Below are 22,058 nucleotides of genomic sequence, written 5' to 3' on the forward strand. Positions count from 1 at the left end.
GACGGTCACGGAAGGACCACCCATGTCGAAGAGCATCGTGGGCGTCGACATCGGCGCCGCCGCGATCCGTGCCGTCGAGGTCCAGGACGCCGACAAGCCGAGACCGACGATCCTGCGGTTCGCCGAGGTCCCCGTGCCCCCGGGCGCGACGAAGCAGGGGGAGGTGCTCGAGCCGAACACGGTCGCGGGTGCGCTCCGACAGCTCTGGTCGCTCGGGCGCTTCCGCTCGAAGGACGTCGTGCTCGGGATGGGCAACCAGCGGGTGTTGTCGCGCGACCTGACGGTCCCGAAGGCGCCCATCGCGCAGATCCGCGAATCACTGCCCTTCCAGGTGCAGGACATGCTCCCGGTGCCCGTGGTCGACGCGATCCTCGACTTCTACCCGACCAGCGAGGAGATGGGCGAGAACGGCCCCACCGTGAGCGGTCTCCTCGTCGCCGCGGTGAAGGACGCCGTGCTCGCCAACGTCCGTGCGGTCCAGAACGCCGGCCTGAAGCCGGTCGGTGTCGACCTCATCCCGTTCGCCCTGGCACGTGTCCTGGCGCCCGCGAACAGGCCGGGCACCGTGGCCATCGTCGAGTGCGGCGGCAACACGACGACCGTCGTCATCGTCACCGACGGCGTCCCGAAGTTCGTCCGCATCGTGCCGACCGGCGGCGACGACATCACGCGGCTCCTCGCCGGTCGGCTGACGATCGACGAGGGAGCGGCCGAAGCCGTCAAGCGCCACCTGGGCATGGATCCGGAGCGGGCACGGACCGGCGACGACGCGCTCGCGGTCGCGGCGGTCCGCGAGACGATGGGCGAACTGCTCTCGAGTCTCCGCAACACCGTCAACTACTTCGTCAACACACACCCCGCCGAGCCCGTCGACGAGATCCTGCTCTGCGGCGCTGCAGCTGCGCTCCCCGGTTTCTCCGCAGCGCTCTCGGAGTTCACCCGGACGCCCGTCCGGTTCGGAGCGCCGTTCGCCAACGTCGCGCTCGCGAAGTCCATCCGGGTCGAGGACCTGCACGCCCACGGCGCATCGATCGCGGTGGCATGGGGACTCGCCGTGGGAGGGAAGGCAGCATGAGTCAGTCGACCAAGTCGAAGCCCTCGCGTTCTGGACGGAGTCGCCGTCGAGGAGCAGCGCCCGACCCGGCCCTGCGGGTCGCCGTCGAGACCGCGGAGCGCGTCAAACGCCAGCGTCGGAGCACGCCGAGCGAGATCGTCGTCGGGGGCCGCCCCAGCGTCGACCTCCTGCCCACCGAGGTCCTCGCCGATCGACGCAGCAGCCGTGTCGTCCGTCGGATGTGGGCGGGCGTCGTCCTCGTGGCGATCGTGGTGGGGATCGCGACCGCCGGAGCCAGTCTCCTGTCCAGCCAGGCCCACGACGACCTGACCCACGCGCAGGACGAGACCCTGTCGCTCCTGCAGCAGCAGGCGAACTACCGCGAGGTCCGGGACACGGAGGCCGGTACTGCGCTGCGTGAAGCCGCGCAGTCGGTCGGCGGGGCCACGGAGATCGCCTGGCAGCCGTACCTCGCTTCGCTGAAGGCGTCGCTCCCGGCTGGCGTCGAGATCACCGGCGTCGCAATCGACTCTGCCACGCCGCTGGAGACGTACGCGCAGGCCGACACCCCGCTCCAGGGGCAGCGTGTCGCGACCCTGACCATCGACGCGCAGAGCCCGACGCTGCCGTCCGTCCCGTCGTGGCTCGATGCCGTCAAGGGGCTCAAGGGCTTCGTCGACGCGACCGCGAACTCGGTCACGCTCGACCCGACGACCGGCACGTACACGGTGAACATGACGATCCACGTCGACCAGGCCGCCTTCGACGGCAAGTACCAGGACAAGGGCGAGTGAGATGACCCGCAACCGACTCAACATGCTCCTCGCCGTCGTCGCGATGGTCGTGGTGGCGCTCGCGGGGTTCTTCCTCGGCGTGCAGCCACATCTCGCCCAGGCCGCGAGCGACCGCACCGACCAGGTGTCGGTGGACGCGACGAACCGGACGACGGCGGCGGAACTCGCCCGGCTCAAGGACCGCGCGAAGTCCCTGCCGGCGATGAAGGCGGAACTCGCGGAGCTCAGCGCCTCGGTGCCGTCGAGTGCGAACATGTCCTCCTTCTACGGTGCCGTGGACAGCGTCGCAGCCCGGGCGGGCGTGAAGGTCTCCGCCATCACCACCTCGGACGCTGTGGCCTACACCGCGCCCGTCCCGGCCACGACGGCAGCAGGCACCGAGGACCCGTCGGCATCCGCGACCGACGAGGCGACGCCCGAGCCGACCGCCACGCCCACCGGCTCCGCGACGGCGCCGGTGACCGACCCGGCGATCTCGGCCGCGAACTTCTCGGCCATCCCCGTCTCCGTGTCCGTTGACGGGTCGTTCGACCAGGCCCTGTCCTTCGTCGGGGGCCTGCAGGACGGCGCTCGACTCTTCCTCGTCACCACGGTGTCCTCCTCCGTTTCGCAGGACTCGACCGACCCCGCCGCAGCGGCTGCGACGACGTGGACGTTCGGTGGCTACGTGTACGTCCTGACCGCCGAGTCGGACACCGCTGCGAAGGGCTGACCGGACCCCCACGGACTGGGGTCGGCCGCGCCACGCCGACCCCACTTCCGCGACACCCGTCGTTGTGATTACGATGCACCAGACGCCGTGATCGCGGCTGCTCATCCCCTCTCGAACGGTCGGCTCCAATCGGCCGTTCCTCGTCGTGCCCGGAGTCGCGCGTGTTGGACGGAATCGTGGAATTCCTGGGCTGGTTCGGTGCCGTAACCGTTCTGGCCGGTTACATCTTGTTCTCCACCGGCAAGATCCCGAACGGTCCGCTGTACCAGCTGTTCAACCTGGTCGGCGGCCTCGCGGTGGCGATCAACGTCGCCGCTCACCACGCCGTCCCCTCGACGATCGTCAACGGGATCTGGGCGATCGTCGCCGTCGTGGTCCTGGTGAAGATGGGCCGAGCACGTCGCGCGGCGAAGCGCGACGGATCCGTGTCAACCGAGCCGCCGGTGCTGCACGCTGAACCGGCCGCGACCACCGGGGTCCTGCCGGTCATCGGCCCGGCGCTGCGCGACCACGAGCCGGAGGACACCGCCGAGGCGGACGCCGCCACGGGCCTCCAGTCCGACGACCAGACGGACGCGACGGACGAGACGATGCCGGATGCCGCACCCGCCGCGGTGCCGGAGGCGCCGGCCCCCATGACGGAGACCGTCCCCATCATCACGGCGACGATCGCGCTCGCCCTGGTCGCCGCAGCGCAGGAGCAGTCCGACCGGGCGGTCCGCCACGAGCACGCCGACGACACGGACCAGGCCGAACCCGCTCGCTGACCGGTCGGTCGGCGATACGATCGGCGCATGTCCCGGTGGTTGATCGCGACGATGACGTCGGTCCTCTTCATCGCGCTCGTGATCGCCGTCACGGGCTTCGAAGCCCTGCTCGCCGACGTCGAGGTCATCTCGCAGCCCGACGCCACCCCGTACCTCGGGCCCGCGATGGTGGTCGGCGCCGCGGTGGTGGTCTTCCTCGCGACCGTGGCGGGTGCGCGTGACGGCAACCCCGGCGTGACGGCCCTCGTGGCCGCTGCGACGGTCTACCTGGTCATGCTCGGCGTCGGGGCCGTGGGCTACGCGCTCGTCCGATCGGACGCGACGGAACTCCTGGTCTTCCCCGCGGGGTACGCCCTCGGGCCGTTCGTGGTCGGATCCGTCGTGGTGGCGCTCCTGTCGGTGCTCGGCGGGATCTCGATGGCCCGACACCAGGCGCGGACCGCCGGTGGCTCGGGCGCTGCCGCGACGCGTCTGGACGGGCCTGACGAGCGCTCCGGGCACGACCGGACGAACGCGGGCGAGGAACCCGCCGGACGGTAGTGTTCGCAGGGCACGACGCACACGCAACGGGGGAACGATGAGCGACCAGCAAGCGCAGGATCCGGGCCAGCAGGGCGGTTGGGGCGCCGTCCCGCCGGTGGACTCGATCCGTGGCACCGACGGAGCGTCCGCGGCAGGGGGGCAGGCACTCGGCCCGGGATCCGTCGCAGGAGCCCCCGGGTTCCCCGGGATGGCCGGACCGGTGCCGCAGCGTCCTCGCCGGAAGCTCCGCCGCGGTCAGCTCATCGCCATCGTCTCGGGCGGCACCGCGGTGGTCCTGTTGCTCGTCGCCGGGGTCGTCGGGTACTCGATCGGTTCCTCCTCGCACGCTGCTGACCGCCCGGTGCGGGCGTTCCTCGACGACCTGACGGCCGGACGCGTGGCCGACGCCCTCGACGACGCGGGCATCGAACGCGAGAAGACCGACGTGCTGCTCGGCGAAGCCGCCTACGCGAAGGCATCGGACAAGGTCACCGGCTACCGCGTCGCCGCGACGCGGACGGACGGCGACACCGCGACGGTCCGTGCGTACCTGCGCCAGGGCGGGCAGGACGTCGCCGCGACCTTCACGCTGGACAAGACCGGGACGGACTGGGGCGTGTTCCCGATCTGGGAGCTGCAGGCCCCCGAGCTGGGAGCGGTCGCCGTCGCCGTGCGGGGGCCGTCCGGTGCGGCGGTCACCGTCGCCGGCCGGGACGTGCAGACCGCGAAGGACGGGACGGTGAGCCTCCGCGCCCTGCCCGGCACGTACGACGTCGCCTTCGACGGCGACGAGTGGACCAAGGCCCGTGGGGGATCGGCGAGCGTCAGCGGGTTCGGTCGCTCGACCTCGACACCGGTGCAGATGACCACGACCCTGACCACCGCCGGGCAGCAGGCTGCCAAGCGGGCGGTGGACGACTGGGTGGACGGCTGCATCGCCTCCACGGACGCCGCCCCCGCCGGGTGCAGCTTCTACGCGTACGGCCAGAACCCCGCGTACACGTACTCGAACCAGAAGTGGACGCTCGAGACCCGGCCGACGGTCCGGGTCGGCAGCCGGACGACGAACGGCTGGTTGATCACGACGACGACGCCCGGCCGGGCGAAGTACACGGCCGACATCTCGGGTGCTGCCGGCACCGGGACGGCCTCCGCGGGGCCGCTCAGCGTGAACGCGAGCGGGTACGTCACGGGCTTCTCGAGCGACGGTGCCACGTTCCGCTCGGCGGTGGGCAACGGGTCGTCCGACACCGGCTCATGACGGTGTCGGTTCCCGGGGTGACCCGGATTGATTTCGTCCCGTCACGCGGGTAGTCTCTACCGGGTGTGCGCCCTCGGGCGCGCCCGAAAAGTCCGGCGAGCGGGATCGCCCAGCCGGACCACTCCGTCCCCCACTCGAACACCCGCCGTCCGGCGGTGCTCAGCGTGGGACGAGGAAGCCGGCGGAACGCGCCGGCCAGAGAGCACGAGCGAAGAACCAGGAGAACAGTTGCCTACTATTCAGCAGCTGGTTCGCAAGGGTCGTACGCCGAAGGTCACCAAGACCAAGGCGCCCGCCCTGAAGGCGAACCCCCAGCAGCGTGGTGTGTGCACCCGCGTCTACACCACCACCCCCAAGAAGCCGAACTCGGCACTGCGCAAGGTCGCTCGTGTCAAGCTCTCGAACGGCACCGAGGTCACGGCCTACATCCCCGGTGAGGGCCACAACCTCCAGGAGCACTCGATGGTGCTCGTCCGCGGCGGTCGTGTGAAGGACCTCCCGGGTGTGCGGTACAAGATCATCCGTGGCGCCCTGGACACCCAGGCAGTCAAGAACCGTAAGCAGGCTCGTAGCCGCTACGGCGCGAAGAAGGGTTGAGTTAGATGCCTCGTAAGGGTCCCGCCCCCAAGCGTCCCGTCGTCGCCGACCCGGTCTACGGTGCGCCGATCGTCAGCCAGCTCGTCAACAAGATCCTGCTCGACGGCAAGAAGGGCCTCGCCGAGCGCATCGTCTACGGTGCACTCGAGGGCGTTTCCGCCAAGAACCAGCAGGACGCCGTCGTGACGCTGAAGAAGGCGCTCGACAACGTTCGTCCGACCCTCGAGGTCCGCAGCCGCCGCGTCGGTGGCTCGACCTACCAGGTCCCGGTCGAGGTCAAGCCGCACCGCGCGAACACCCTCGCGCTCCGTTGGCTCACCTCGTACGCCAAGGCCCGTCGCGAGAAGACGATGACCGAGCGTCTCATGAACGAGATCCTCGACGCGTCGAACGGTCTCGGTGCCGCGGTCAAGCGCCGCGAGGACACGCACAAGATGGCCGAGTCGAACAAGGCCTTCGCCCACTACCGCTGGTAGTCCCGGCACCGTCCGGGTGCCGGTGGTCAAGAACCCCGGCGCCCGGACGGCCGCCAACCTCTCCTACAACTCTTCCGGAGGAACCCTGTGGCACAGGACGTGCTCACCGACCTGAACAAGGTCCGCAACATCGGCATCATGGCGCACATCGATGCCGGCAAGACCACGACGACCGAGCGCATCCTGTTCTACACGGGCATCACGCACAAGATCGGTGAGGTCCACGACGGCGCTGCCACGATGGACTGGATGGCGCAGGAGCAGGAGCGCGGCATCACGATCACGTCGGCCGCGACGACCTGTTTCTGGGACAACAACCAGATCAACATCATCGACACCCCCGGTCACGTGGACTTCACGGTCGAGGTGGAGCGCTCGCTCCGCGTCCTCGACGGTGCCGTCGCCGTCTTCGACGGCAAGGAGGGCGTCGAGCCCCAGTCCGAGACCGTCTGGCGTCAGGCCGACAAGTACGACGTGCCGCGTATCTGCTTCGTCAACAAGATGGACAAGCTGGGCGCCGACTTCTACTTCACCGTCGACACCATCATCAACCGCCTCGGCGCGGAGCCCCTCGTGCTCCAGCTCCCGATCGGCGCCGAGAACGACTTCGTCGGGATCGTCGACCTGATCGAGATGCACGCCAAGGTGTGGCCGGGCGATGCCAAGGGTGACGTCACCATGGGCGCCCAGTACGAGGTGCAGGAGATCCCCGCGGACCTCAAGGAGCGCGCCGAGGAGTACCGCGGCAAGCTGATCGAGCGCGTCGCCGAGACCGACGACGCCCTGCTCGAGAAGTACTTCGGTGGCGAGGAGCTGACCAAGGACGAGATCAAGGCTGCGATCCGCAAGCTGACGATCGCTTCCGAGGTCTACCCCGTCCTCTGCGGCTCGGCCTTCAAGAACCGCGGTGTCCAGCCGATGCTCGACGCCGTCATCGACTACCTCCCGTCCCCGCTCGACGTGCCGCCGATGATCGGTCACGACGTCAAGGACGAGGAGAAGGAGATCATCCGCAAGCCCGACGCGACCGAGCCGTTCTCGGCCCTCGCGTTCAAGGTCGCGGTGCACCCCTTCTTCGGTCGTCTCACGTACGTCCGCGTGTACTCCGGCTCGATCGAGTCCGGTGCCCAGGTCATCAACTCGACCAAGGGCAAGAAGGAGCGCATCGGCAAGATCTTCCAGATGCACTCCAACAAGGAGAACCCGGTCGACAACGTGACCGCTGGCCACATCTACGCGGTCATCGGCCTCAAGGACACCACCACCGGTGACACCCTGTGCGACCCGACCAACCAGGTCGTCCTCGAATCGATGACGTTCCCGGAGCCGGTCATCGAGGTCGCCATCGAGCCGAACACGAAGGCCGACCAGGAGAAGCTCTCCACGGCCATCCAGAAGCTCGCCGAAGAGGACCCGACGTTCCGCGTCGAGCTCAACGCCGAAACCGGTCAGACGACGATCAAGGGCATGGGCGAGCTCCACCTCGACATCCTCGTCGACCGCATGAAGCGTGAGTTCAAGGTCGAGGCGAGCGTCGGCAAGCCGCAGGTGGCCTACCGCGAGACGCTCACCAAGGTCGTCGAGCGCTACGACTACACCCACAAGAAGCAGACCGGTGGTTCCGGCCAGTTCGCGAAGGTGCAGATCGCGCTCGAGCCGATGGAGGTCACGAGCGAGAAGGTCTACGAGTTCGTCAACGCGACCTCCGGTGGCCGTGTCCCGCGCGAGTACATCCCGTCGGTCGACGCCGGTATCCAGGACGCCATGCAGGTCGGCATCCTCGCCGGCTACCCGACGGTCGGCGTGAAGGCCATCCTCAAGGACGGTGCGGCGCACGACGTCGACTCGTCCGAGATGGCGTTCAAGATCGCCGGTTCGATCGCCTACAAGGAAGCGGCCCGCAAGGCCGGTCCGGCGATCCTGGAGCCGATCATGGCCGTCGAGGTCCGTACTCCGGAGGAGTACATGGGCGACGTCATCGGTGACCTGAACTCCCGTCGTGGCCAGATCGCCTCGATGGAGGACGCCTCGGGCGTCAAGGTGGTCCGCGCGAGCGTGCCGCTGTCCGAGATGTTCGGCTACGTCGGCGACCTGCGGTCGAAGACCTCTGGTCGTGCGGTCTACTCGATGACCTTCGAGACCTACAGCCAGGTCCCGGCCAAGGTCGCCGAGGAGATCATCGCGAAGAACGCGGGGGAGTAGCGCTCAGCGCTTCTCCACAGGCGGGGGCGCCCGGCGACGGGCCCCTCGCCACCAAGTAAAGTACAGACACACACCGCGCACCAACGGTCCCGAGCCCATCCAGGGTCGGCCGGGGGTGACGCTTCCGAGTCCTGAGGAGGACCCACAGTGGCCAAGGCCAAGTTCGAGCGCACCAAGCCGCACGTCAACATCGGAACCATCGGTCACGTCGACCACGGCAAGACCACGCTCACGGCGGCGATCACCAAGGTTCTGCACGACCAGTACCCGGACCTCAACGAGGCCCGTGACTTCGCGCAGATCGACAACGCTCCCGAGGAGCGCCAGCGCGGCATCACGATCAACATCTCGCACGTCGAGTACCAGACCGAGAAGCGTCACTACGCGCACGTCGACGCCCCCGGTCACGCCGACTACGTGAAGAACATGATCACGGGTGCGGCACAGATGGACGGCGCGATCCTCGTGGTCGCCGCCACCGACGGCCCGATGCCCCAGACGCGTGAGCACGTCCTGCTCGCCCGCCAGGTCGGCGTCCCCTACATCGTCGTCGCACTGAACAAGTCCGACATGGTGGACGACGAGGAGATCCTGGAGCTCGTCGAGCTCGAGGTCCGCGAGCTCCTCGGCTCGCAGCAGTTCGACGAGGACGCCCCCGTCGTGCAGGTCTCGGCGCTCAAGGCGCTCGAGGGCGACGAGAAGTGGGTCAAGTCGGTCCAGGACCTCATGGCCCAGGTCGACGAGCACGTGCCGGACCCGGTGCGCGCCACCGACCAGCCGTTCCTGATGCCGATCGAGGACGTCTTCACGATCACCGGTCGTGGCACGGTCGTCACCGGTCGCGTCGAGCGTGGCACGCTCAACCTGAACGAGGAGGTCGAGATCGTCGGCATCCGCGCGACGCAGAAGACCACCGTCACGGGCATCGAGATGTTCCGCAAGCTGCTCGACCAGGCGGTCGCCGGTGACAACACCGGTCTGCTCATCCGTGGCCTCAAGCGCGAGGACGTGGAGCGCGGCCAGGTCGTCGTGAAGCCGGGTTCGGTCACGCCGCACACCGAGTTCCAGGCGAACGCGTACATCCTGACCAAGGACGAGGGTGGGCGTCACAACCCGTTCTACGCGAACTACCGCCCGCAGTTCTACTTCCGCACCACGGACGTCACCGGCGTCATCACGCTGCCCGAGGGCACCGAGATGGTCATGCCCGGTGACACCGTCGCCATGACGGTCGAGCTGATCCAGCCGATCGCCATGGAAGAGGGCCTCCGTTTCGCCATCCGTGAGGGTGGTCGTACGGTCGGCGCCGGTACGGTCGAGAAGATCATCAAGTAACTCCGGTTCCTTGCGACAGCGGGGTCGGGCCTTCGGGCCCGGCCCCGCTTCGTCGTCTCCGGCGACTGACGGGTCGTACAGGGCGCCGGACAGGAGGCCCGGGGCCGGGCCGGCGTCGCGCCTGCTGTCCGCCCCGTGACGCGTCCCAGGCGTCACGGAGTTGGCTCGACCGCGTGACACGACTCCGCAGATCTGCGACCTCCGGTCGCGGCTACCACCGCGTCCGTTCCGGCCGCGGATTCTCGTTCCGCGATCCCGACGGCAACACCGTGACGGACCCGGACGAGCGCCGTCGACTCGAGGAGTTCGTGATCCCGCCGGCGTGGGACGACGTCTGGATCTCCCCGTACGCGAACGGCCACATCCTGGCCACGGGTCTGGACGGTGCCGGCCGCCGGCAGTACATGTACCACCCGTCCTGGCGTGAGCGGATGGACCGGATCAAGTACGACCGTGCGCTGGCACTGGCCGAGTCGTTGCCGGTCGCCCGCCGCGGCGTCACGCAGGACCTCCGTCGCCCCGAGCCGGACCGCCGCCGTGCGCTGGCCGCAGCGTTCCGCATGCTCGACCAGGGGTCCCTCCGGGTCGGGTCAGAGCGGTACGCCACCGAGCACGGCAGTCGGGGACTGTCCACGCTGCTCTGCGCCCACGCCCACGTGTCCGGTGACGACATCGAGCTCGACTTCCCGGGCAAGAGTGGCCAGGAGTGGTCCTCGTCCATCCACGACCACGACCTGGCTCGCGTCATCGCCGGCATGAAGCGGCGCGGACCGAACGCCCGACTGCTGTCGTTCCGCGAACGGCGTGGCGCCGAGTGGGAGCCCCTGTCCGCCGAGGACATCAACGCCTACGTCAAGGAGCGCGCCGGGGACGAGTTCACCGCGAAGGACTTCCGCACACTGCACGGCACGGTCGCTGCCGCCGTCGACCTGGCGAAGACCGGCCCGCAGTCGTCCCAGGCCAAGCGGAAGAAGGCCGTCTCGCACGCGGTGAAGGCCGCCAGCGACGAGCTCGGCAACACCCCGACGGTGTGCCGACAGAGCTACATCGACCCCCGGTTGCTCGACGCGTACGACCACGGCGAGACAATCGATCCGAACCGCCTGGCGTCCGCCGAGGCCGAGGTCCGGGCGCTGCTCTACCGACAATGACCCGGGGGCCGTCCGGATGACGTAGCGTTGGTCGACGTGCCGGACCACCCCCACACGGCACGGAAGGACCCACAACAGTCGTGACCGACGAGTGCATCCACGGATTCCCCACCGAGCTCTGCGACATCTGCGCACCCCGGCAGCGCGAGGCGTCGGAGATCCCAGCCACCCCGGCACCCCGCCGGACCCGCATCACCACCAACCTGCGCGTCGACCCGCCGGCCTCCGGGCCCGGGACGTCGCTCCGGTCGCCGACGTCGCTCCGTTCGTCGTCCGCCGACCTGCCCGAGGCACGTGAGTTCGCAGCGCTCCGCGCCCACCACGTCACCCACATCGACAACCTCGACGGCATCGTCGGCGCCGGCGCGATCCTGGCGTCCGACCAGGCCGAGCCGGTCGTGGACGTCAGTTCCGCCGACACCCGCGCCGCCCGGGCCGAGGCAGAGGCGCCCGACGGCTCCTCGGTCGCCGGTCACGTGCCGTTCACGCTGTCGCCCGACGCCACCCGCTGGGACGAGCTCCGCACGGGCGCCGACGGTGAGCGCTGGTCGGACGCCGCCCGCCGTACCCGGGCGATCGACTACGTCGTGCTCGTCGTGCCGGTCTCGGCGTTCGGTGCCTCGGTGATCGTCGCCGACCAGGACGCCGACGCCGACGACGTCCGGTTCGCGGTCGGACCGGACGCCGCCACCAACCTGATCCGTCGCACCGACTTCACGGACCCGGATATGCACGGCCTCGAGCTGCTCGCTGGTCCGAGTGTGCCGTTCACCTCGGTCGCGGTCATCGGCGTCCCGAACGACAAGGCCCGGCAGACCGTCCGCGCCGTGCTCGCCGACCACGGTGGACACGCTCCTCGAGTGGCCGTCTTCCCGCCGTGGTTCGTGCCCCCGGTGACCGCCGAGTGACGGTCTCCTGACCCGTGTCGACGCACCCTCCGGACCACGTCCGGAGGGTGCGTCGCGTTGCGGAGCCGAGCCGGGCCTCCAGGCCGTCCGATCCGCGTGGATCCGGGCAAGCGAGCCGGCGGGACACGCCCGGCGGTTTGCGACACGCCCGGGTTGCACGCGGGCCGGGGCTATGCGAGACTTGTCCGGTTCCGAATTCCCCGTGGGTGTACGCCCACAGGATCACTGCTCTGGCAGTGCACAACCCCCTTGTTCAGCAGGGCTGGGTTGGGCCGCAGGCAGCAGAACACGACTCCCCGAGATGTGACGGACGCGGTGCACCACTGCTGCGCCCGGAGCACGAGGCAGTCGATTGCCCACGCTGGACGGCCACGGTCGCCCGCGAGGTTGACAGGTGAACAGCGGTCATCCCCAGTGGATGCGGCCGGTTGGTTCAGGAAAACAGCACGGTCCGCAGGAATGCGGAGCCGAGCGGCGTCAGGCGGCCAGAGGGTGCGCGGCGCAGAGAGGACAAGAGACACATGGCGGGACAGAAGATCCGCATCCGGCTCAAGTCGTACGACCACGAGGTCATCGACACGTCGGCCCGGAAGATCGTCGACACGGTGACCCGTGCCGGTGCAACCGTGGTCGGCCCGGTGCCGCTCCCCACCGAGAAGAACGTGATCGCAGTGATCCGTTCCCCTCACAAGTACAAGGACTCGCGCGAGCACTTCGAGAAGCGCACGCACAAGCGGGTCATCGACATCGTCGACCCGACGCCGAAGGCCGTGGACTCGCTCATGCGACTCGACCTGCCGGCAGACGTCAACATCGAGATCAAGCTGTAAGGGGGCTGACCAATGGCGAACTCCACCAAGACCGTCAAGGGCCTCCTCGGCAAGAAGCTCGGGATGACCCAGGTGTGGGACGAGAACAACAAGTTCATCCCCGTCACCGTGATCGAGGTCGGCCCGAACGTGGTCACCCAGATCCGCAACGCTGAGCGCGACGGCTACGAGGCGATCCAGATCGCTGCCGGTGCCATCGACCCGCGCAAGGTCAACAAGCCGGCCGCCGGCCACTTCGAGGCCGCTGGCGTGACCCCGCGTCGCACCCTCACCGAGATCCGCACCAACGACTCCGCTGAGTACACGCTCGGCCAGGAGCTCACCGTGGACGGCACGTTCACCGCGGGCCAGAAGGTCGACGTCGTCGGCACGTCCAAGGGCAAGGGCTTCGCGGGTGTCATGAAGCGCCACGGCTTCGCCGGCGTCTCCGCATCGCACGGTGCGCACCGCAACCACCGCAAGCCCGGTTCCATCGGTGCCTCGTCGACGCCGTCGCGCGTCTTCAAGGGCATGCGGATGGCCGGTCGCATGGGTGGCGAGCGTGTCACCGTCCTCAACCTCACGGTGCACGCCGTCGACGCCGAGAAGGGTCTGCTGCTCGTCAAGGGCGCCGTCCCCGGTGCTCGCGGCCGCTCCGTCTTCGTCCGCACCGCCGTGAAGGGTAAGTGATCATGGCCACCACGACCGCAACCACGATCGACGTCCTCGACGCATCGGGTGCCAAGTCCGGCACCGTCGAGCTCCCCGCAGCTCTCTTCGACGTCGAGACCAACGTCCCGCTGATCCACCAGGTCGTCACCGCGCAGCTCGCAGCGGCGCGCCAGGGCACCCACAAGACCAAGAACCGCGGCGAAGTCCGCGGTGCCGGTCGCAAGCCGTTCAAGCAGAAGGGCACCGGCCGCGCCCGTCAGGGTTCCGTCCGCGCTCCGGAGCACACCGGCGGTGGCGTCGTCCACGGACCGACCCCGCGCGACTACTCGCAGCGCACCCCGAAGAAGATGATCGCCGCTGCTCTGCTCGGCTCGCTCTCGGACCGCGCCCGCGGTGGCCGCATCTCCGCTGTGGAGGGCTTCGTCGCGGCTGAACTGCCGTCGACCAAGACCGCCCGCACGCTCCTCGAGAAGGTCGCGCCCGTCAAGAACGTGCTCGTCGTGCTCGAGACGGACGACGAGCTGACGCTCAAGTCGATCCGCAACCTGTCGAACGTCCACGCGCTCTCGTACGGCCAGCTCAACGCGTACGACGTGCTGCGTTCGGACGCCGTCGTCTTCAGCAAGAGCGCCCTCGACGCCTTCATCGCGTCGAAGACCGCGAAGGAGATCACCGCATGAGCGGCTTCAACAAGGACCCGCGCGACGTCATCATCTCGCCGGTCGTCTCGGAGAAGAGCTACGCGCTCATCGACCAGGGCAAGTACACGTTCATCGTGGACCCCCGCTCGAACAAGACCGAGATCAAGCTCGCCATCGAGAAGATCTTCGACGTCAAGGTCGCGAGCATCAACACGCTGAACCGCCCGGGCAAGACCCGTCGCACCAAGTTCGGTCTCGGCAAGCGCAAGGACACCAAGCGCGCCATCGTGACGCTCAAGTCCGGTTCGATCGACATCTTCACGGCTGTCGGCTGAGGACCAGAGGGATAAATCATGGCTATTCGTAACTACAAGCCGACGACCCCCGGTCGTCGCGGCTCGTCGGTCGCCGACTTCGCTGAGATCACTCGTTCGACTCCGGAGAAGTCCCTGCTTCGTCCGCTGCCGAAGACCGGTGGTCGCAACAGCTCCGGCCGTATCACCACGCGTCACATCGGTGGTGGCCACAAGCGCCAGTACCGCGTGATCGACTTCCGTCGCTCCGACAAGGACGGCGTCGACGCCAAGGTCGCGCACATCGAGTACGACCCCAACCGCACCGCGCGCATCGCGCTCCTGCACTACGTGGACGGCACGAAGCGCTACATCATCGCGCCGAACAAGCTCAAGCAGGGCGACGTCATCGAGCAGGGCCCCGGCGCCGACATCAAGCCCGGCAACAACCTGCCGCTGCGCAACATCCCCGTGGGTACCGTCGTGCACGCCATCGAGCTCCGCCCCGGTGGCGGCGCCAAGATGGCCCGCTCCGCCGGCGCCTCGGTGCGTCTCGTCGCCAAGGACGGCCCCTACGCGCAGCTCCGTCTGCCGTCGGGCGAGGTCCGCAACGTCGACGCACGCTGCCGCGCCACCATCGGCGAGGTCGGCAACGCCGAGCAGTCGAACATCAACTGGGGCAAGGCCGGCCGCATGCGCTGGAAGGGCGTCCGCCCGACCGTCCGTGGTGTCGCCATGAACCCGGTCGACCACCCGCACGGTGGTGGTGAGGGCAAGACCTCCGGTGGTCGTCACCCGGTCAGCCCCTGGGGTCAGTCCGAGGGCCGGACGCGCAAGCCGAACAAGCCGAGCGACAAGCTCATCGTCCGTCGCCGTAACGCCGGCAAGAAGCGCAAGTAGGAGTTCAGAAGATGCCACGCAGTCTGAAGAAGGGCCCCTTCGTCGACGAGCACCTGCTCCGCAAGGTCGTCACGCAGAACGAGGCCAACACCAAGAACGTGATCCGCACGTGGTCGCGTCGGTCGATGATCGTCCCGAACATGCTCGGGCACACGATCGCCGTCCACGACGGCCGCAAGCACATCCCGGTGTTCGTCACCGAGTCGATGGTCGGTCACAAGCTCGGCGAGTTCGCGCCGACCCGCACCTTCCGTGGTCACGTGAAGGACGACAAGAAGGGCCGTCGCCGCTGAGGCGGCGACGCAGAGGAGGAACGAAATGGTGGAGTCGATCGCACGTGTGCGACACATCCGCGTCACGCCTCAGAAGGCCCGTCGCGTCATCGAGCTGATCCGCGGCAAGCAGGCCCACGAGGCCCTCGCCATCCTGAAGTTCGCCCCCCAGGGCGCTTCGGAGCCCGTGTACAAGCTGGTCGCCTCGGCGATCGCGAACGCACGGGTCAAGGCGGACTCGACGAACAGCTTCCTCGACGAGCGCGACCTCTACGTGAGCCGCGTCTTCGTCGACGAGGGCACGACCCTGAAGCGGTTCCAGCCGCGCGCCCAGGGCCGCGCCTTCCGCATCAACAAGCGCACCAGCCACATCACGGTCGTCCTCGCGACGCCTGACGAGGCCGAGGTTGCCGCGACGAGCAAGAAGGCGAGCAAGTAATGGGCCAGAAGGTCAACCCGTACGGCTTCCGTCTCGGGATCACGACGGACCACGTCTCGCACTGGTTCACCGACAGCAAGAAGGCCGGTCAGCGCTACGCCGACTACGTGGCCGAGGACATCAAGGTGCGCGAGTACCTGAAGAAGACCCTCGACCGCGCCGGCGTCGCACGCATCGAGCTCGAGCGCACCCGTGACCGTGTCCGCGTGGACATCCACACGGCTCGCCCGGGCATCGTCATCGGCCGCCGTGGCGCCGAGGCGGAGCGCGTTCGCGGTGAGCTCGAGAAGCTCACCAAGAAGCAGATCCAGCTGAACATCCTCGAGGTCAAGAACCCCGAGACCGAGGCCCAGCTCGTCGCGCAGGGCATCGCCGAGCAGCTCTCCGCTCGTGTCGCGTTCCGTCGCGCCATGCGCAAGGGCCTGCAGGGTGCCCAGCGCGCCGGCGCCAAGGGTGTCCGCATCCAGGTGTCGGGCCGTCTCGGCGGCGCCGAGATGTCGCGTTCGGAGTTCTACCGCGAAGGCCGTGTGCCGCTGCACACCCTCCGCGCGAACATCGACTACGGCTTCTACGAGGCCCGGACCACGTTCGGCCGCATCGGCGTGAAGGTCTGGATCTACAAGGGCGACATCACGAACAAGGAGCTCGCTCGCGAGCAGGCGAACCAGCGTTCGTCGCGCCCCGAGCGTCGTGGCGGCCCGCGCGGTGAGCGTGGCGACCGTGGCGGCGACCGTCGTGGCGGCGACCGCGGTGACCGTCGCCCGCAGCAGGCCCCGCAGGACGCGCCGGCCGGCGCAGGAGTTGAGGCGTAACCATGCTTATTCCCCGTCGAGTCAAGCACCGCAAGCAGCACCACCCGAAGCGTTCGGGTCAGGCCACCGGTGGTACCAAGGTCAGCTTCGGCGACTACGGCATCCAGGCCCTCACCCCGGCGTACGTGACCAACCGTCAGATCGAGTCCGCTCGTATCGCCATGACGCGTCACATCAAGCGTGGTGGCAAGGTCTGGATCAACATCTACCCGGACCGTCCGCTGACCAAGAAGCCCGCCGAGACCCGCATGGGTTCCGGTAAGGGTTCGCCCGAGTGGTGGGTCGCGAACGTGAAGCCGGGCCGGGTGCTCTTCGAGCTCTCCGGCGTCAGCGAGGAGATCGCCCGTGAGGCGTTGACTCGTGCAATCCACAAGCTGCCCCTCAAGGCACGCATCATCAAGCGCGAGGAGGGCGACGCATAATGGCGATCGGTTCCAAGGAGCTCCGTCCGACGGAGCTCGACACGTTCGAGAACGAGCGTCTCGCTGACGAGCTGAAGAAGGCCAAGGAGGAACTCTTCAACCTCCGCTTCCAGTCGGCCACCGGCCAGCTGGAGAGCCACGGTCGTCTCCGTGCCGTCAAGCGCGACATCGCCCGCATCTACACCGTCCTCCGCGAGCGCGAGCTCGGCATCCGTGCCACTCCCGCGCCCGTCGAGACCGCCCCCAAGGCCAAGAAGACGACGAAGAAGGCTGACAAGCCGGCCGAGTCGACCGAGGCCGAGACCGCCGAGGAGAAGTAATGGCGAACGAAGAGAAGAACTCCGCCGCCCTCACTCGCGGCTACCGCAAGACGCGTCGCGGCTACGTGACGAGCGACAAGATGGACAAGACCATCGTGGTCGAGGTCGAGGACCGCGTGAAGCACGCGCTCTACGGCAAGATCATCCGTCGCACGTCCAAGGTGAAGGCCCACGACGAGCTCGGCACCGCTGGTGTCGGCGACCTCGTCGTGATCAGCGAGACCCGTCCCCTCAGCGCGTCCAAGCGCTGGCGCCTGGTCGAGATCCTCGAGAAGGCCAAGTAGGCCTCGGCCTGCTTCGGAATAGGAGACAGCAGTGATTCAGCAGGAATCCCGCCTGAAGGTCGCCGACAACACGGGTGCCAAGGAGATCTTGACCATCCGCGTGCTCGGTGGCTCGGGTCGTCGCTACGCCGGCCTCGGTGACGTGATCGTCGCCACGGTGAAGGACGCCATCCCCGGCGGCAACGTGAAGAAGGGTGACGTCGTCAAGGCGGTCATCGTTCGCACCAAGAAGGAGACCCGTCGTCAGGACGGCTCCTACATCAAGTTCGACGAGAACGCGGCAGTGATCCTCAAGGCCGACGGCGACCCGCGCGGCACGCGCATCTTCGGTCCGGTCGGTCGCGAGCTCCGTGACAAGAAGTTCATGAAGATCATCTCGCTCGCGCCGGAGGTGCTGTAAGCCATGGCGAACATCAAGAAGGGTGACCTCGTCCAGGTCATCACGGGCGCGACGCAGGAGCGTGGCGGCGACCGTGGCAAGCAGGGCAAGGTCATCGAGGTCCTCAAGGACAAGAACCGCGTCGTCGTCGAGGGCGTGAACTTCGTCACGAAGCACGTCCGCGTCGGTCAGACGCAGCGTGGTTCGAAGACCGGTGGCATCGAGCAGCACGAAGCCTCGATCCACGTCTCGAACGTCGCACTCGTCGACCCGAAGACGAAGAAGCCGACGCGTGTCGGCTTCCGCACCGAAGAGGTGGAGAAGGACGGCGTCAAGAAGACCGTCCGTGTCCGCTACGCGAAGAAGTCTGGTGAGAAGCTCTGATGACTGACACGACTGCTGCGCCCGCTGGCAAGATCCAGCCGCGCCTCAAGCAGAAGTACCTGGCCGAGATCAAGTCGGCCCTCACCGAGCAGTTCGGTTACGCGAACGTCAACCAGGTCCCCGGCCTGGTCAAGGTCGTCGTGAACACCGGTGTCGGCGAGGCCGCTCGTGACTCCAAGATCATCGAGGGGGCCATCAAGGACCTCACGGCGATCACGGGTCAGAAGCCCCAGGTCAACATCGCCCGCAAGTCCATCGCACAGTTCAAGCTGCGCGAGGGTCAGGCCATCGGCGCGCACGTCACCCTCCGCGGTGACCGCGCGTGGGAGTTCCTGGACCGCCTGGTCACGCTCGCACTGCCCCGCATCCGCGACTTCCGCGGTCTCAGCGACAAGCAGTTCGACGGCAACGGCAACTACACGTTCGGTCTCACGGAGCAGTCCGTGTTCCACGAGATCGACCAGGACCGCATCGACCGTGTCCGCGGCTTCGACATCACTGTCGTGACCACCGCGAAGACGGACGACGAGGGACGCGCGCTGCTCCGCCAGCTCGGCTTCCCGTTCCGCTCCAACGAGCAGACGGTCTAAACTACTTCGGGCGGTGCGGGCCGGAGGATTCACGTCCTCCGGCCCGCACGCACGAACACACCGATCTCGGGGAACCGCCCCGGGATCACTCGATCGCTCAGGTCGGCATTCGTGGAACGGGTGTCGAAACCAGGCGAGAAATGGACGAACATCATGACGATGACCGATCCGGTCGCAGACATGCTGACCAGATTGCGGAACGCGAACTCCGCGCACCACGACGCAGTCGCGCTCCCGAGCTCCAAGCTCAAGAAGAACATCGCCGACATCCTCAAGCGTGAGGGCTACATCAGCGAGTGGAAGGTGGAGGACGCCCGAGTCGGGCAGACCCTCACCATCGACCTGAAGTACGGCCCCGAGCGCGAGCGTTCGATCGCCGGCATCAAGCGCGTCTCGAAGCCGGGCCTCCGGGTCTACGCGAAGTCGACGGAGATCCCCCAGGTCCTCGGTGGCCTCGGCGTGGCGATCCTCTCGACCTCCTCCGGCCTCCTGACCGACCGCGAAGCCGAGCAGAAGGGCGTGGGTGGGGAAGTCCTCGCCTACGTGTGGTGATCGACAATGTCACGAATCGGACGTCTCCCCATCGACATCCCCGCCGGCGTCACCGTCTCCGTTGACGGTCAGAACGTGGCGGTCAAGGGCCCGAAGGGCGAGCTCGCGCTCGTCATCGCCGAGCCCATCCAGGCCAAGGTCGAGGAGAACCAGGTCCTCGTCACCCGTCCGGACGACGAGCGCGAGTCGCGTTCGCTCCACGGACTGACCCGGACCCTCATCGCCAACAACATCATCGGCGTCACCCAGGGCTACACCAAGGGCCTCGAGGTCGTCGGTACCGGTTACCGTGTCGCGGCCAAGGGCTCGAACCTCGAGTTCGCGCTCGGGTACTCCCACTCGATCACGGTCGAGCCGCCGGCGGGCATCAGCTTCGCGGTGGAGGGCAACAACAAGGTCACCGTCGCCGGTATCGACAAGCAGGCTGTCGGCGAGGTCGCCGCGAACATCCGGAAGCTCCGGAAGCCCGAGCCCTACAAGGGCAAGGGTGTCCGTTACGCCGGCGAGAACGTGCGCCGCAAGGCCGGAAAGTCAGGTAAGTGATCATGGGACTCCTCAAGACACGAGGCAAGAGCAAGGCGGCCGCCAAGGCGCGTCGTCACAACCGTCTCCGCAAGAAGATCACCGGCACCGAGGCTCGTCCCCGTCTCGCCGTCACCCGCTCGTCGCGTCACGTGTTCGTGCAGGTCATCGACGACTCGAAGGGTCACACCCTCGCCAGCGCCTCGACGATGGAGGCAGACCTCCGCTCGTTCGACGGCGACAAGACCGCCAAGGCCCGTCGCGTCGGTGAGCTCCTCGCCGAGCGCGCGAAGTCGGCTGGCGTCGAGGCCGTGGTCTTCGACCGCGGTGGCAGCAAGTACGCCGGTCGCGTCGCCGCGATCGCCGATGGTGCCCGTGAAGGAGGGCTGAACCTGTGAGCGACAACGCGAACACCAACGAAGACGCCAAGACCGAGGCCGTCGAGGCCACGGCAACCGAGGCCGTCGAGACCACCGAGGCGAGCACGGAGGCCACGGCCACCGAGGCGACCGCCGAGGGCGCCAAGACCGGCAAGGAGGCGGAGGCACCTACCGTCGCCGAGCGTCCGGTCGAGACCGCCGCGGGCTCCGCGTCCAACAACCGCGACTCCGCCGACAACCGTGGCCGTCGTGGTGGCGGTCGTGACCGTCAGCAGGGCCGCGACCGCAACAACCGCGGTGGCGACAGCCAGTTCCTCGAGCGCGTGGTGACCATCAACCGCGTCTCGAAGGTCGTCAAGGGTGGTCGTCGCTTCAGCTTCACGGCGCTCGTCGTCGTCGGTGACGGCAACGGCCTCGTGGGCGTCGGCTACGGCAAGGCCAAGGAGGTCCCCACGGCGATCTCCAAGGGCGTCGAAGAGGCGAAGAAGAACTTCTTCCGCGTCCCCCGCGTCGGCAACACGATCCCGCACCCGGTGCAGGGTGAAGCCGCCGCTGGCGTCGTCCTCCTGCGTCCGGCCGGCCCCGGTACCGGTGTCATCGCCGGTGGTCCGGTCCGCGCCGTGCTCGAGTGCGCCGGCATCCACGACGTCCTGAGCAAGTCGCTCGGCTCGTCGAACACCATCAACATCGTGCACGCGACCGTCGAGGCCCTGAAGCAGCTCGAGGAGCCCCGCGCCGTCGCGAGCCGTCGTGGCCTCGACGTCGAGCGGGTCGTCCCGGCCCGTCTGCTCCAGGCCGAGGCCGCAGCCCTGCGTGCCGCGACCGAGAAGGCAGGTGCGTGATGGCGATGCTGAAGATCACGCAGATCAAGTCCGTTATCAGCGAGAAGCAGTACCAGCGCGACACCCTGCGCAGCCTGGGCCTCAAGCGCATCGGCCGTTCGGTCGAGCGTGAGGACAACTCCCAGAACCGCGGGTACATCGCGACGGTCGCGCACCTCGTGAAGGTCGAGGAGGTCGACGCATGAGCGACGAGAAGAACGAGCGCGTGCAGGTGCTGAAGCTGCACCACCTCCGTCCTGCAGAGGGTGCCAAGAAGGACCGCACCCGCGTGGGTCGTGGTGAGGGCTCGAAGGGCAAGACCGCTGGGCGTGGTACCAAGGGCACGAAGGCCCGTTACCAGGTCCGGGTCGGCTTCGAGGGTGGGCAGATGCCGCTGCACATGCGCACCCCGAAGCTCCGCGGGTTCAAGAACCCGTTCCGGGTCGAGTACCAGGTCGTGAACCTGGACAAGATCTCGGAGCTCTACCCCGACGGTGGCGACGTCACCGTTGCGGGCCTGGTCGCCAAGGGCGCCGTCCGCAAGAACGAGAAGGTCAAGGTTCTCGGTCAGGGTGACATCACCGTGAAGATCACGGTCACGGTCGACAAGGTCTCGGCGTCCGCCGCTGAGAAGATCGTGGCTGCTGGCGGCACCGTCTCCCAGTAACCCCCGTCGGCGGCCCGTGCGTTTGCGCACGGGCCGCCGTTACGGTTTCCTTGACAGTGGCCGGCATCCGCCAGCCGGGTCGGCCCTGCCGACCGAAACCGGTCCGGCCGCGATCGACGG

General features: G+C 68.1%; 32 protein-coding genes. All 32 read left to right on the forward strand.

Features of this window, described 5'->3' with window-relative positions; genetic code table 11:
- Positions 1 to 22 precede the first annotated feature (22 nt).
- The 32 genes from pilM to rplO all read left to right on the forward strand — a co-directional run bounded on the left by pilM (position 23) and on the right by rplO (position 21,938).
- On the forward strand, positions 23 to 1,075 hold the full coding sequence (gene pilM / locus Q9R26_RS05345; RefSeq protein WP_182064367.1) for a type IV pilus assembly protein PilM: 1,053 nt from the start codon (positions 23 to 25) through the stop codon (positions 1,073 to 1,075).
- Positions 1,072 to 1,848 carry a hypothetical protein gene (locus tag Q9R26_RS05350; protein ID WP_311226743.1) on the forward strand — a complete coding sequence of 259 codons (777 nt, stop codon included), beginning with the start codon at positions 1,072 to 1,074 and terminating at the stop codon, positions 1,846 to 1,848. The genes pilM and Q9R26_RS05350 overlap by 4 nt, the downstream gene beginning before the upstream one ends.
- Before the next feature lies 1 nt (position 1,849).
- The gene (locus Q9R26_RS05355) at positions 1,850 to 2,560 is read left to right on the forward strand and encodes a hypothetical protein (protein WP_259578927.1); all 711 of its coding nucleotides are present in this window, start codon (positions 1,850 to 1,852) and stop codon (positions 2,558 to 2,560) included.
- 227 nt (positions 2,561 to 2,787) lie between these two features.
- Entirely contained in the window at positions 2,788 to 3,327 is a 540-nt protein-coding gene (locus Q9R26_RS05360; RefSeq protein WP_311226744.1) for a hypothetical protein, read from the forward strand.
- 27 nt (positions 3,328 to 3,354) lie between these two features.
- Positions 3,355 to 3,867, forward strand: coding sequence for a DUF6121 family protein (locus Q9R26_RS05365; protein WP_209134955.1), 513 nt, complete (start codon positions 3,355 to 3,357; stop codon positions 3,865 to 3,867).
- A gap of 37 nt (positions 3,868 to 3,904) precedes the next feature.
- A complete protein-coding gene (locus Q9R26_RS05370; RefSeq protein ID WP_311226745.1) occupies positions 3,905 to 5,110 on the forward strand; it encodes a hypothetical protein in 1,206 nt (401 codons plus the stop codon).
- A 228-nt stretch (positions 5,111 to 5,338) separates the two neighbouring features.
- A complete protein-coding gene (gene rpsL, locus Q9R26_RS05375; RefSeq protein WP_017885540.1) occupies positions 5,339 to 5,707 on the forward strand; it encodes a 30S ribosomal protein S12 in 369 nt (122 codons plus the stop codon).
- A gap of 5 nt (positions 5,708 to 5,712) precedes the next feature.
- The gene (rpsG, locus tag Q9R26_RS05380) at positions 5,713 to 6,183 is read left to right on the forward strand and encodes a 30S ribosomal protein S7 (RefSeq protein WP_017885539.1); all 471 of its coding nucleotides are present in this window, start codon (positions 5,713 to 5,715) and stop codon (positions 6,181 to 6,183) included.
- 87 nt (positions 6,184 to 6,270) lie between these two features.
- Positions 6,271 to 8,385 (forward strand): elongation factor G, encoded by a 2,115-nt coding sequence (fusA, locus tag Q9R26_RS05385; RefSeq protein WP_182064361.1) that lies wholly within the window; start codon positions 6,271 to 6,273, stop codon positions 8,383 to 8,385.
- A gap of 147 nt (positions 8,386 to 8,532) precedes the next feature.
- Positions 8,533 to 9,720, forward strand: coding sequence for an elongation factor Tu (gene tuf / locus Q9R26_RS05390; protein ID WP_110859497.1), 1,188 nt, complete (start codon positions 8,533 to 8,535; stop codon positions 9,718 to 9,720).
- 173 nt (positions 9,721 to 9,893) lie between these two features.
- Positions 9,894 to 10,871, forward strand: a complete 978-nt coding sequence (locus tag Q9R26_RS05395) for a DNA topoisomerase IB (protein ID WP_182064360.1) — start codon at positions 9,894 to 9,896, stop codon at positions 10,869 to 10,871.
- Positions 10,872 to 10,951: 80 nt separating this feature from the next.
- The gene (locus tag Q9R26_RS05400; protein WP_311226746.1) at positions 10,952 to 11,779 is read left to right on the forward strand and encodes a DarT ssDNA thymidine ADP-ribosyltransferase family protein; all 828 of its coding nucleotides are present in this window, start codon (positions 10,952 to 10,954) and stop codon (positions 11,777 to 11,779) included.
- Between the two features lie 521 nt (positions 11,780 to 12,300).
- A complete protein-coding gene (rpsJ, locus tag Q9R26_RS05405) occupies positions 12,301 to 12,609 on the forward strand; it encodes a 30S ribosomal protein S10 (RefSeq protein ID WP_017885534.1) in 309 nt (102 codons plus the stop codon).
- Between the two features lie 12 nt (positions 12,610 to 12,621).
- Positions 12,622 to 13,278 (forward strand): 50S ribosomal protein L3, encoded by a 657-nt coding sequence (rplC, locus tag Q9R26_RS05410; RefSeq protein WP_111234638.1) that lies wholly within the window; start codon positions 12,622 to 12,624, stop codon positions 13,276 to 13,278.
- A gap of 2 nt (positions 13,279 to 13,280) precedes the next feature.
- Positions 13,281 to 13,940: a 50S ribosomal protein L4 gene (gene rplD, locus Q9R26_RS05415; protein ID WP_027466730.1), complete on the forward strand. Its 660-nt coding sequence runs from the start codon at positions 13,281 to 13,283 to the stop codon at positions 13,938 to 13,940.
- On the forward strand, positions 13,937 to 14,236 hold the full coding sequence (rplW, locus tag Q9R26_RS05420) for a 50S ribosomal protein L23 (protein ID WP_027466729.1): 300 nt from the start codon (positions 13,937 to 13,939) through the stop codon (positions 14,234 to 14,236). The genes rplD and rplW overlap by 4 nt, the downstream gene beginning before the upstream one ends.
- 18 nt (positions 14,237 to 14,254) lie before the next feature.
- The gene (rplB, locus tag Q9R26_RS05425; RefSeq protein WP_027466728.1) at positions 14,255 to 15,094 is read left to right on the forward strand and encodes a 50S ribosomal protein L2; all 840 of its coding nucleotides are present in this window, start codon (positions 14,255 to 14,257) and stop codon (positions 15,092 to 15,094) included.
- A gap of 11 nt (positions 15,095 to 15,105) precedes the next feature.
- Positions 15,106 to 15,387, forward strand: coding sequence for a 30S ribosomal protein S19 (gene rpsS, locus Q9R26_RS05430; RefSeq protein ID WP_017885529.1), 282 nt, complete (start codon positions 15,106 to 15,108; stop codon positions 15,385 to 15,387).
- Between the two features lie 25 nt (positions 15,388 to 15,412).
- Positions 15,413 to 15,805 carry a 50S ribosomal protein L22 gene (rplV, locus tag Q9R26_RS05435; protein ID WP_035809257.1) on the forward strand — a complete coding sequence of 131 codons (393 nt, stop codon included), beginning with the start codon at positions 15,413 to 15,415 and terminating at the stop codon, positions 15,803 to 15,805.
- Positions 15,805 to 16,617, forward strand: coding sequence for a 30S ribosomal protein S3 (gene rpsC, locus Q9R26_RS05440; RefSeq protein WP_017885527.1), 813 nt, complete (start codon positions 15,805 to 15,807; stop codon positions 16,615 to 16,617). Before rplV ends, rpsC begins: the two co-directional genes overlap by 1 nt.
- A 2-nt stretch (positions 16,618 to 16,619) precedes the next feature.
- Positions 16,620 to 17,039 carry a 50S ribosomal protein L16 gene (rplP, locus tag Q9R26_RS05445; RefSeq protein ID WP_017885526.1) on the forward strand — a complete coding sequence of 140 codons (420 nt, stop codon included), beginning with the start codon at positions 16,620 to 16,622 and terminating at the stop codon, positions 17,037 to 17,039.
- Positions 17,039 to 17,359: a 50S ribosomal protein L29 gene (gene rpmC / locus Q9R26_RS05450; protein ID WP_017885525.1), complete on the forward strand. Its 321-nt coding sequence runs from the start codon at positions 17,039 to 17,041 to the stop codon at positions 17,357 to 17,359. Before rplP ends, rpmC begins: the two co-directional genes overlap by 1 nt.
- Complete coding sequence (gene rpsQ / locus Q9R26_RS05455) at positions 17,359 to 17,643, forward strand: 30S ribosomal protein S17 (protein ID WP_017885524.1); 285 nt, start codon at positions 17,359 to 17,361, stop codon at positions 17,641 to 17,643. The genes rpmC and rpsQ overlap by 1 nt, the downstream gene beginning before the upstream one ends.
- 31 nt (positions 17,644 to 17,674) lie before the next feature.
- Positions 17,675 to 18,043: a 50S ribosomal protein L14 gene (gene rplN / locus Q9R26_RS05460; RefSeq protein ID WP_017885523.1), complete on the forward strand. Its 369-nt coding sequence runs from the start codon at positions 17,675 to 17,677 to the stop codon at positions 18,041 to 18,043.
- Between the two features lie 3 nt (positions 18,044 to 18,046).
- Positions 18,047 to 18,406 (forward strand): 50S ribosomal protein L24, encoded by a 360-nt coding sequence (gene rplX, locus Q9R26_RS05465; protein ID WP_017885522.1) that lies wholly within the window; start codon positions 18,047 to 18,049, stop codon positions 18,404 to 18,406.
- Positions 18,406 to 18,996, forward strand: coding sequence for a 50S ribosomal protein L5 (rplE, locus tag Q9R26_RS05470; RefSeq protein WP_110859500.1), 591 nt, complete (start codon positions 18,406 to 18,408; stop codon positions 18,994 to 18,996). Before rplX ends, rplE begins: the two co-directional genes overlap by 1 nt.
- Before the next feature lie 153 nt (positions 18,997 to 19,149).
- Positions 19,150 to 19,548 (forward strand): 30S ribosomal protein S8, encoded by a 399-nt coding sequence (gene rpsH / locus Q9R26_RS05475; RefSeq protein WP_017885519.1) that lies wholly within the window; start codon positions 19,150 to 19,152, stop codon positions 19,546 to 19,548.
- Between the two features lie 6 nt (positions 19,549 to 19,554).
- On the forward strand, positions 19,555 to 20,091 hold the full coding sequence (gene rplF, locus Q9R26_RS05480) for a 50S ribosomal protein L6 (protein ID WP_017885518.1): 537 nt from the start codon (positions 19,555 to 19,557) through the stop codon (positions 20,089 to 20,091).
- Between the two features lie 2 nt (positions 20,092 to 20,093).
- Positions 20,094 to 20,468 carry a 50S ribosomal protein L18 gene (gene rplR, locus Q9R26_RS05485; protein ID WP_027466725.1) on the forward strand — a complete coding sequence of 125 codons (375 nt, stop codon included), beginning with the start codon at positions 20,094 to 20,096 and terminating at the stop codon, positions 20,466 to 20,468.
- On the forward strand, positions 20,465 to 21,292 hold the full coding sequence (rpsE, locus tag Q9R26_RS05490) for a 30S ribosomal protein S5 (RefSeq protein ID WP_311226747.1): 828 nt from the start codon (positions 20,465 to 20,467) through the stop codon (positions 21,290 to 21,292). Before rplR ends, rpsE begins: the two co-directional genes overlap by 4 nt.
- On the forward strand, positions 21,292 to 21,477 hold the full coding sequence (gene rpmD, locus Q9R26_RS05495) for a 50S ribosomal protein L30 (RefSeq protein ID WP_017885515.1): 186 nt from the start codon (positions 21,292 to 21,294) through the stop codon (positions 21,475 to 21,477). The genes rpsE and rpmD overlap by 1 nt, the downstream gene beginning before the upstream one ends.
- Complete coding sequence (gene rplO / locus Q9R26_RS05500) at positions 21,474 to 21,938, forward strand: 50S ribosomal protein L15 (protein ID WP_027466723.1); 465 nt, start codon at positions 21,474 to 21,476, stop codon at positions 21,936 to 21,938. The genes rpmD and rplO overlap by 4 nt, the downstream gene beginning before the upstream one ends.
- Positions 21,939 to 22,058: the final 120 nt, after the last annotated feature.

Origin of the sequence: Curtobacterium sp. BRB10 (assembly GCF_031844325.1) — a bacterium.
GTDB lineage: Bacteria > Actinomycetota > Actinomycetes > Actinomycetales > Microbacteriaceae > Curtobacterium > Curtobacterium poinsettiae_A.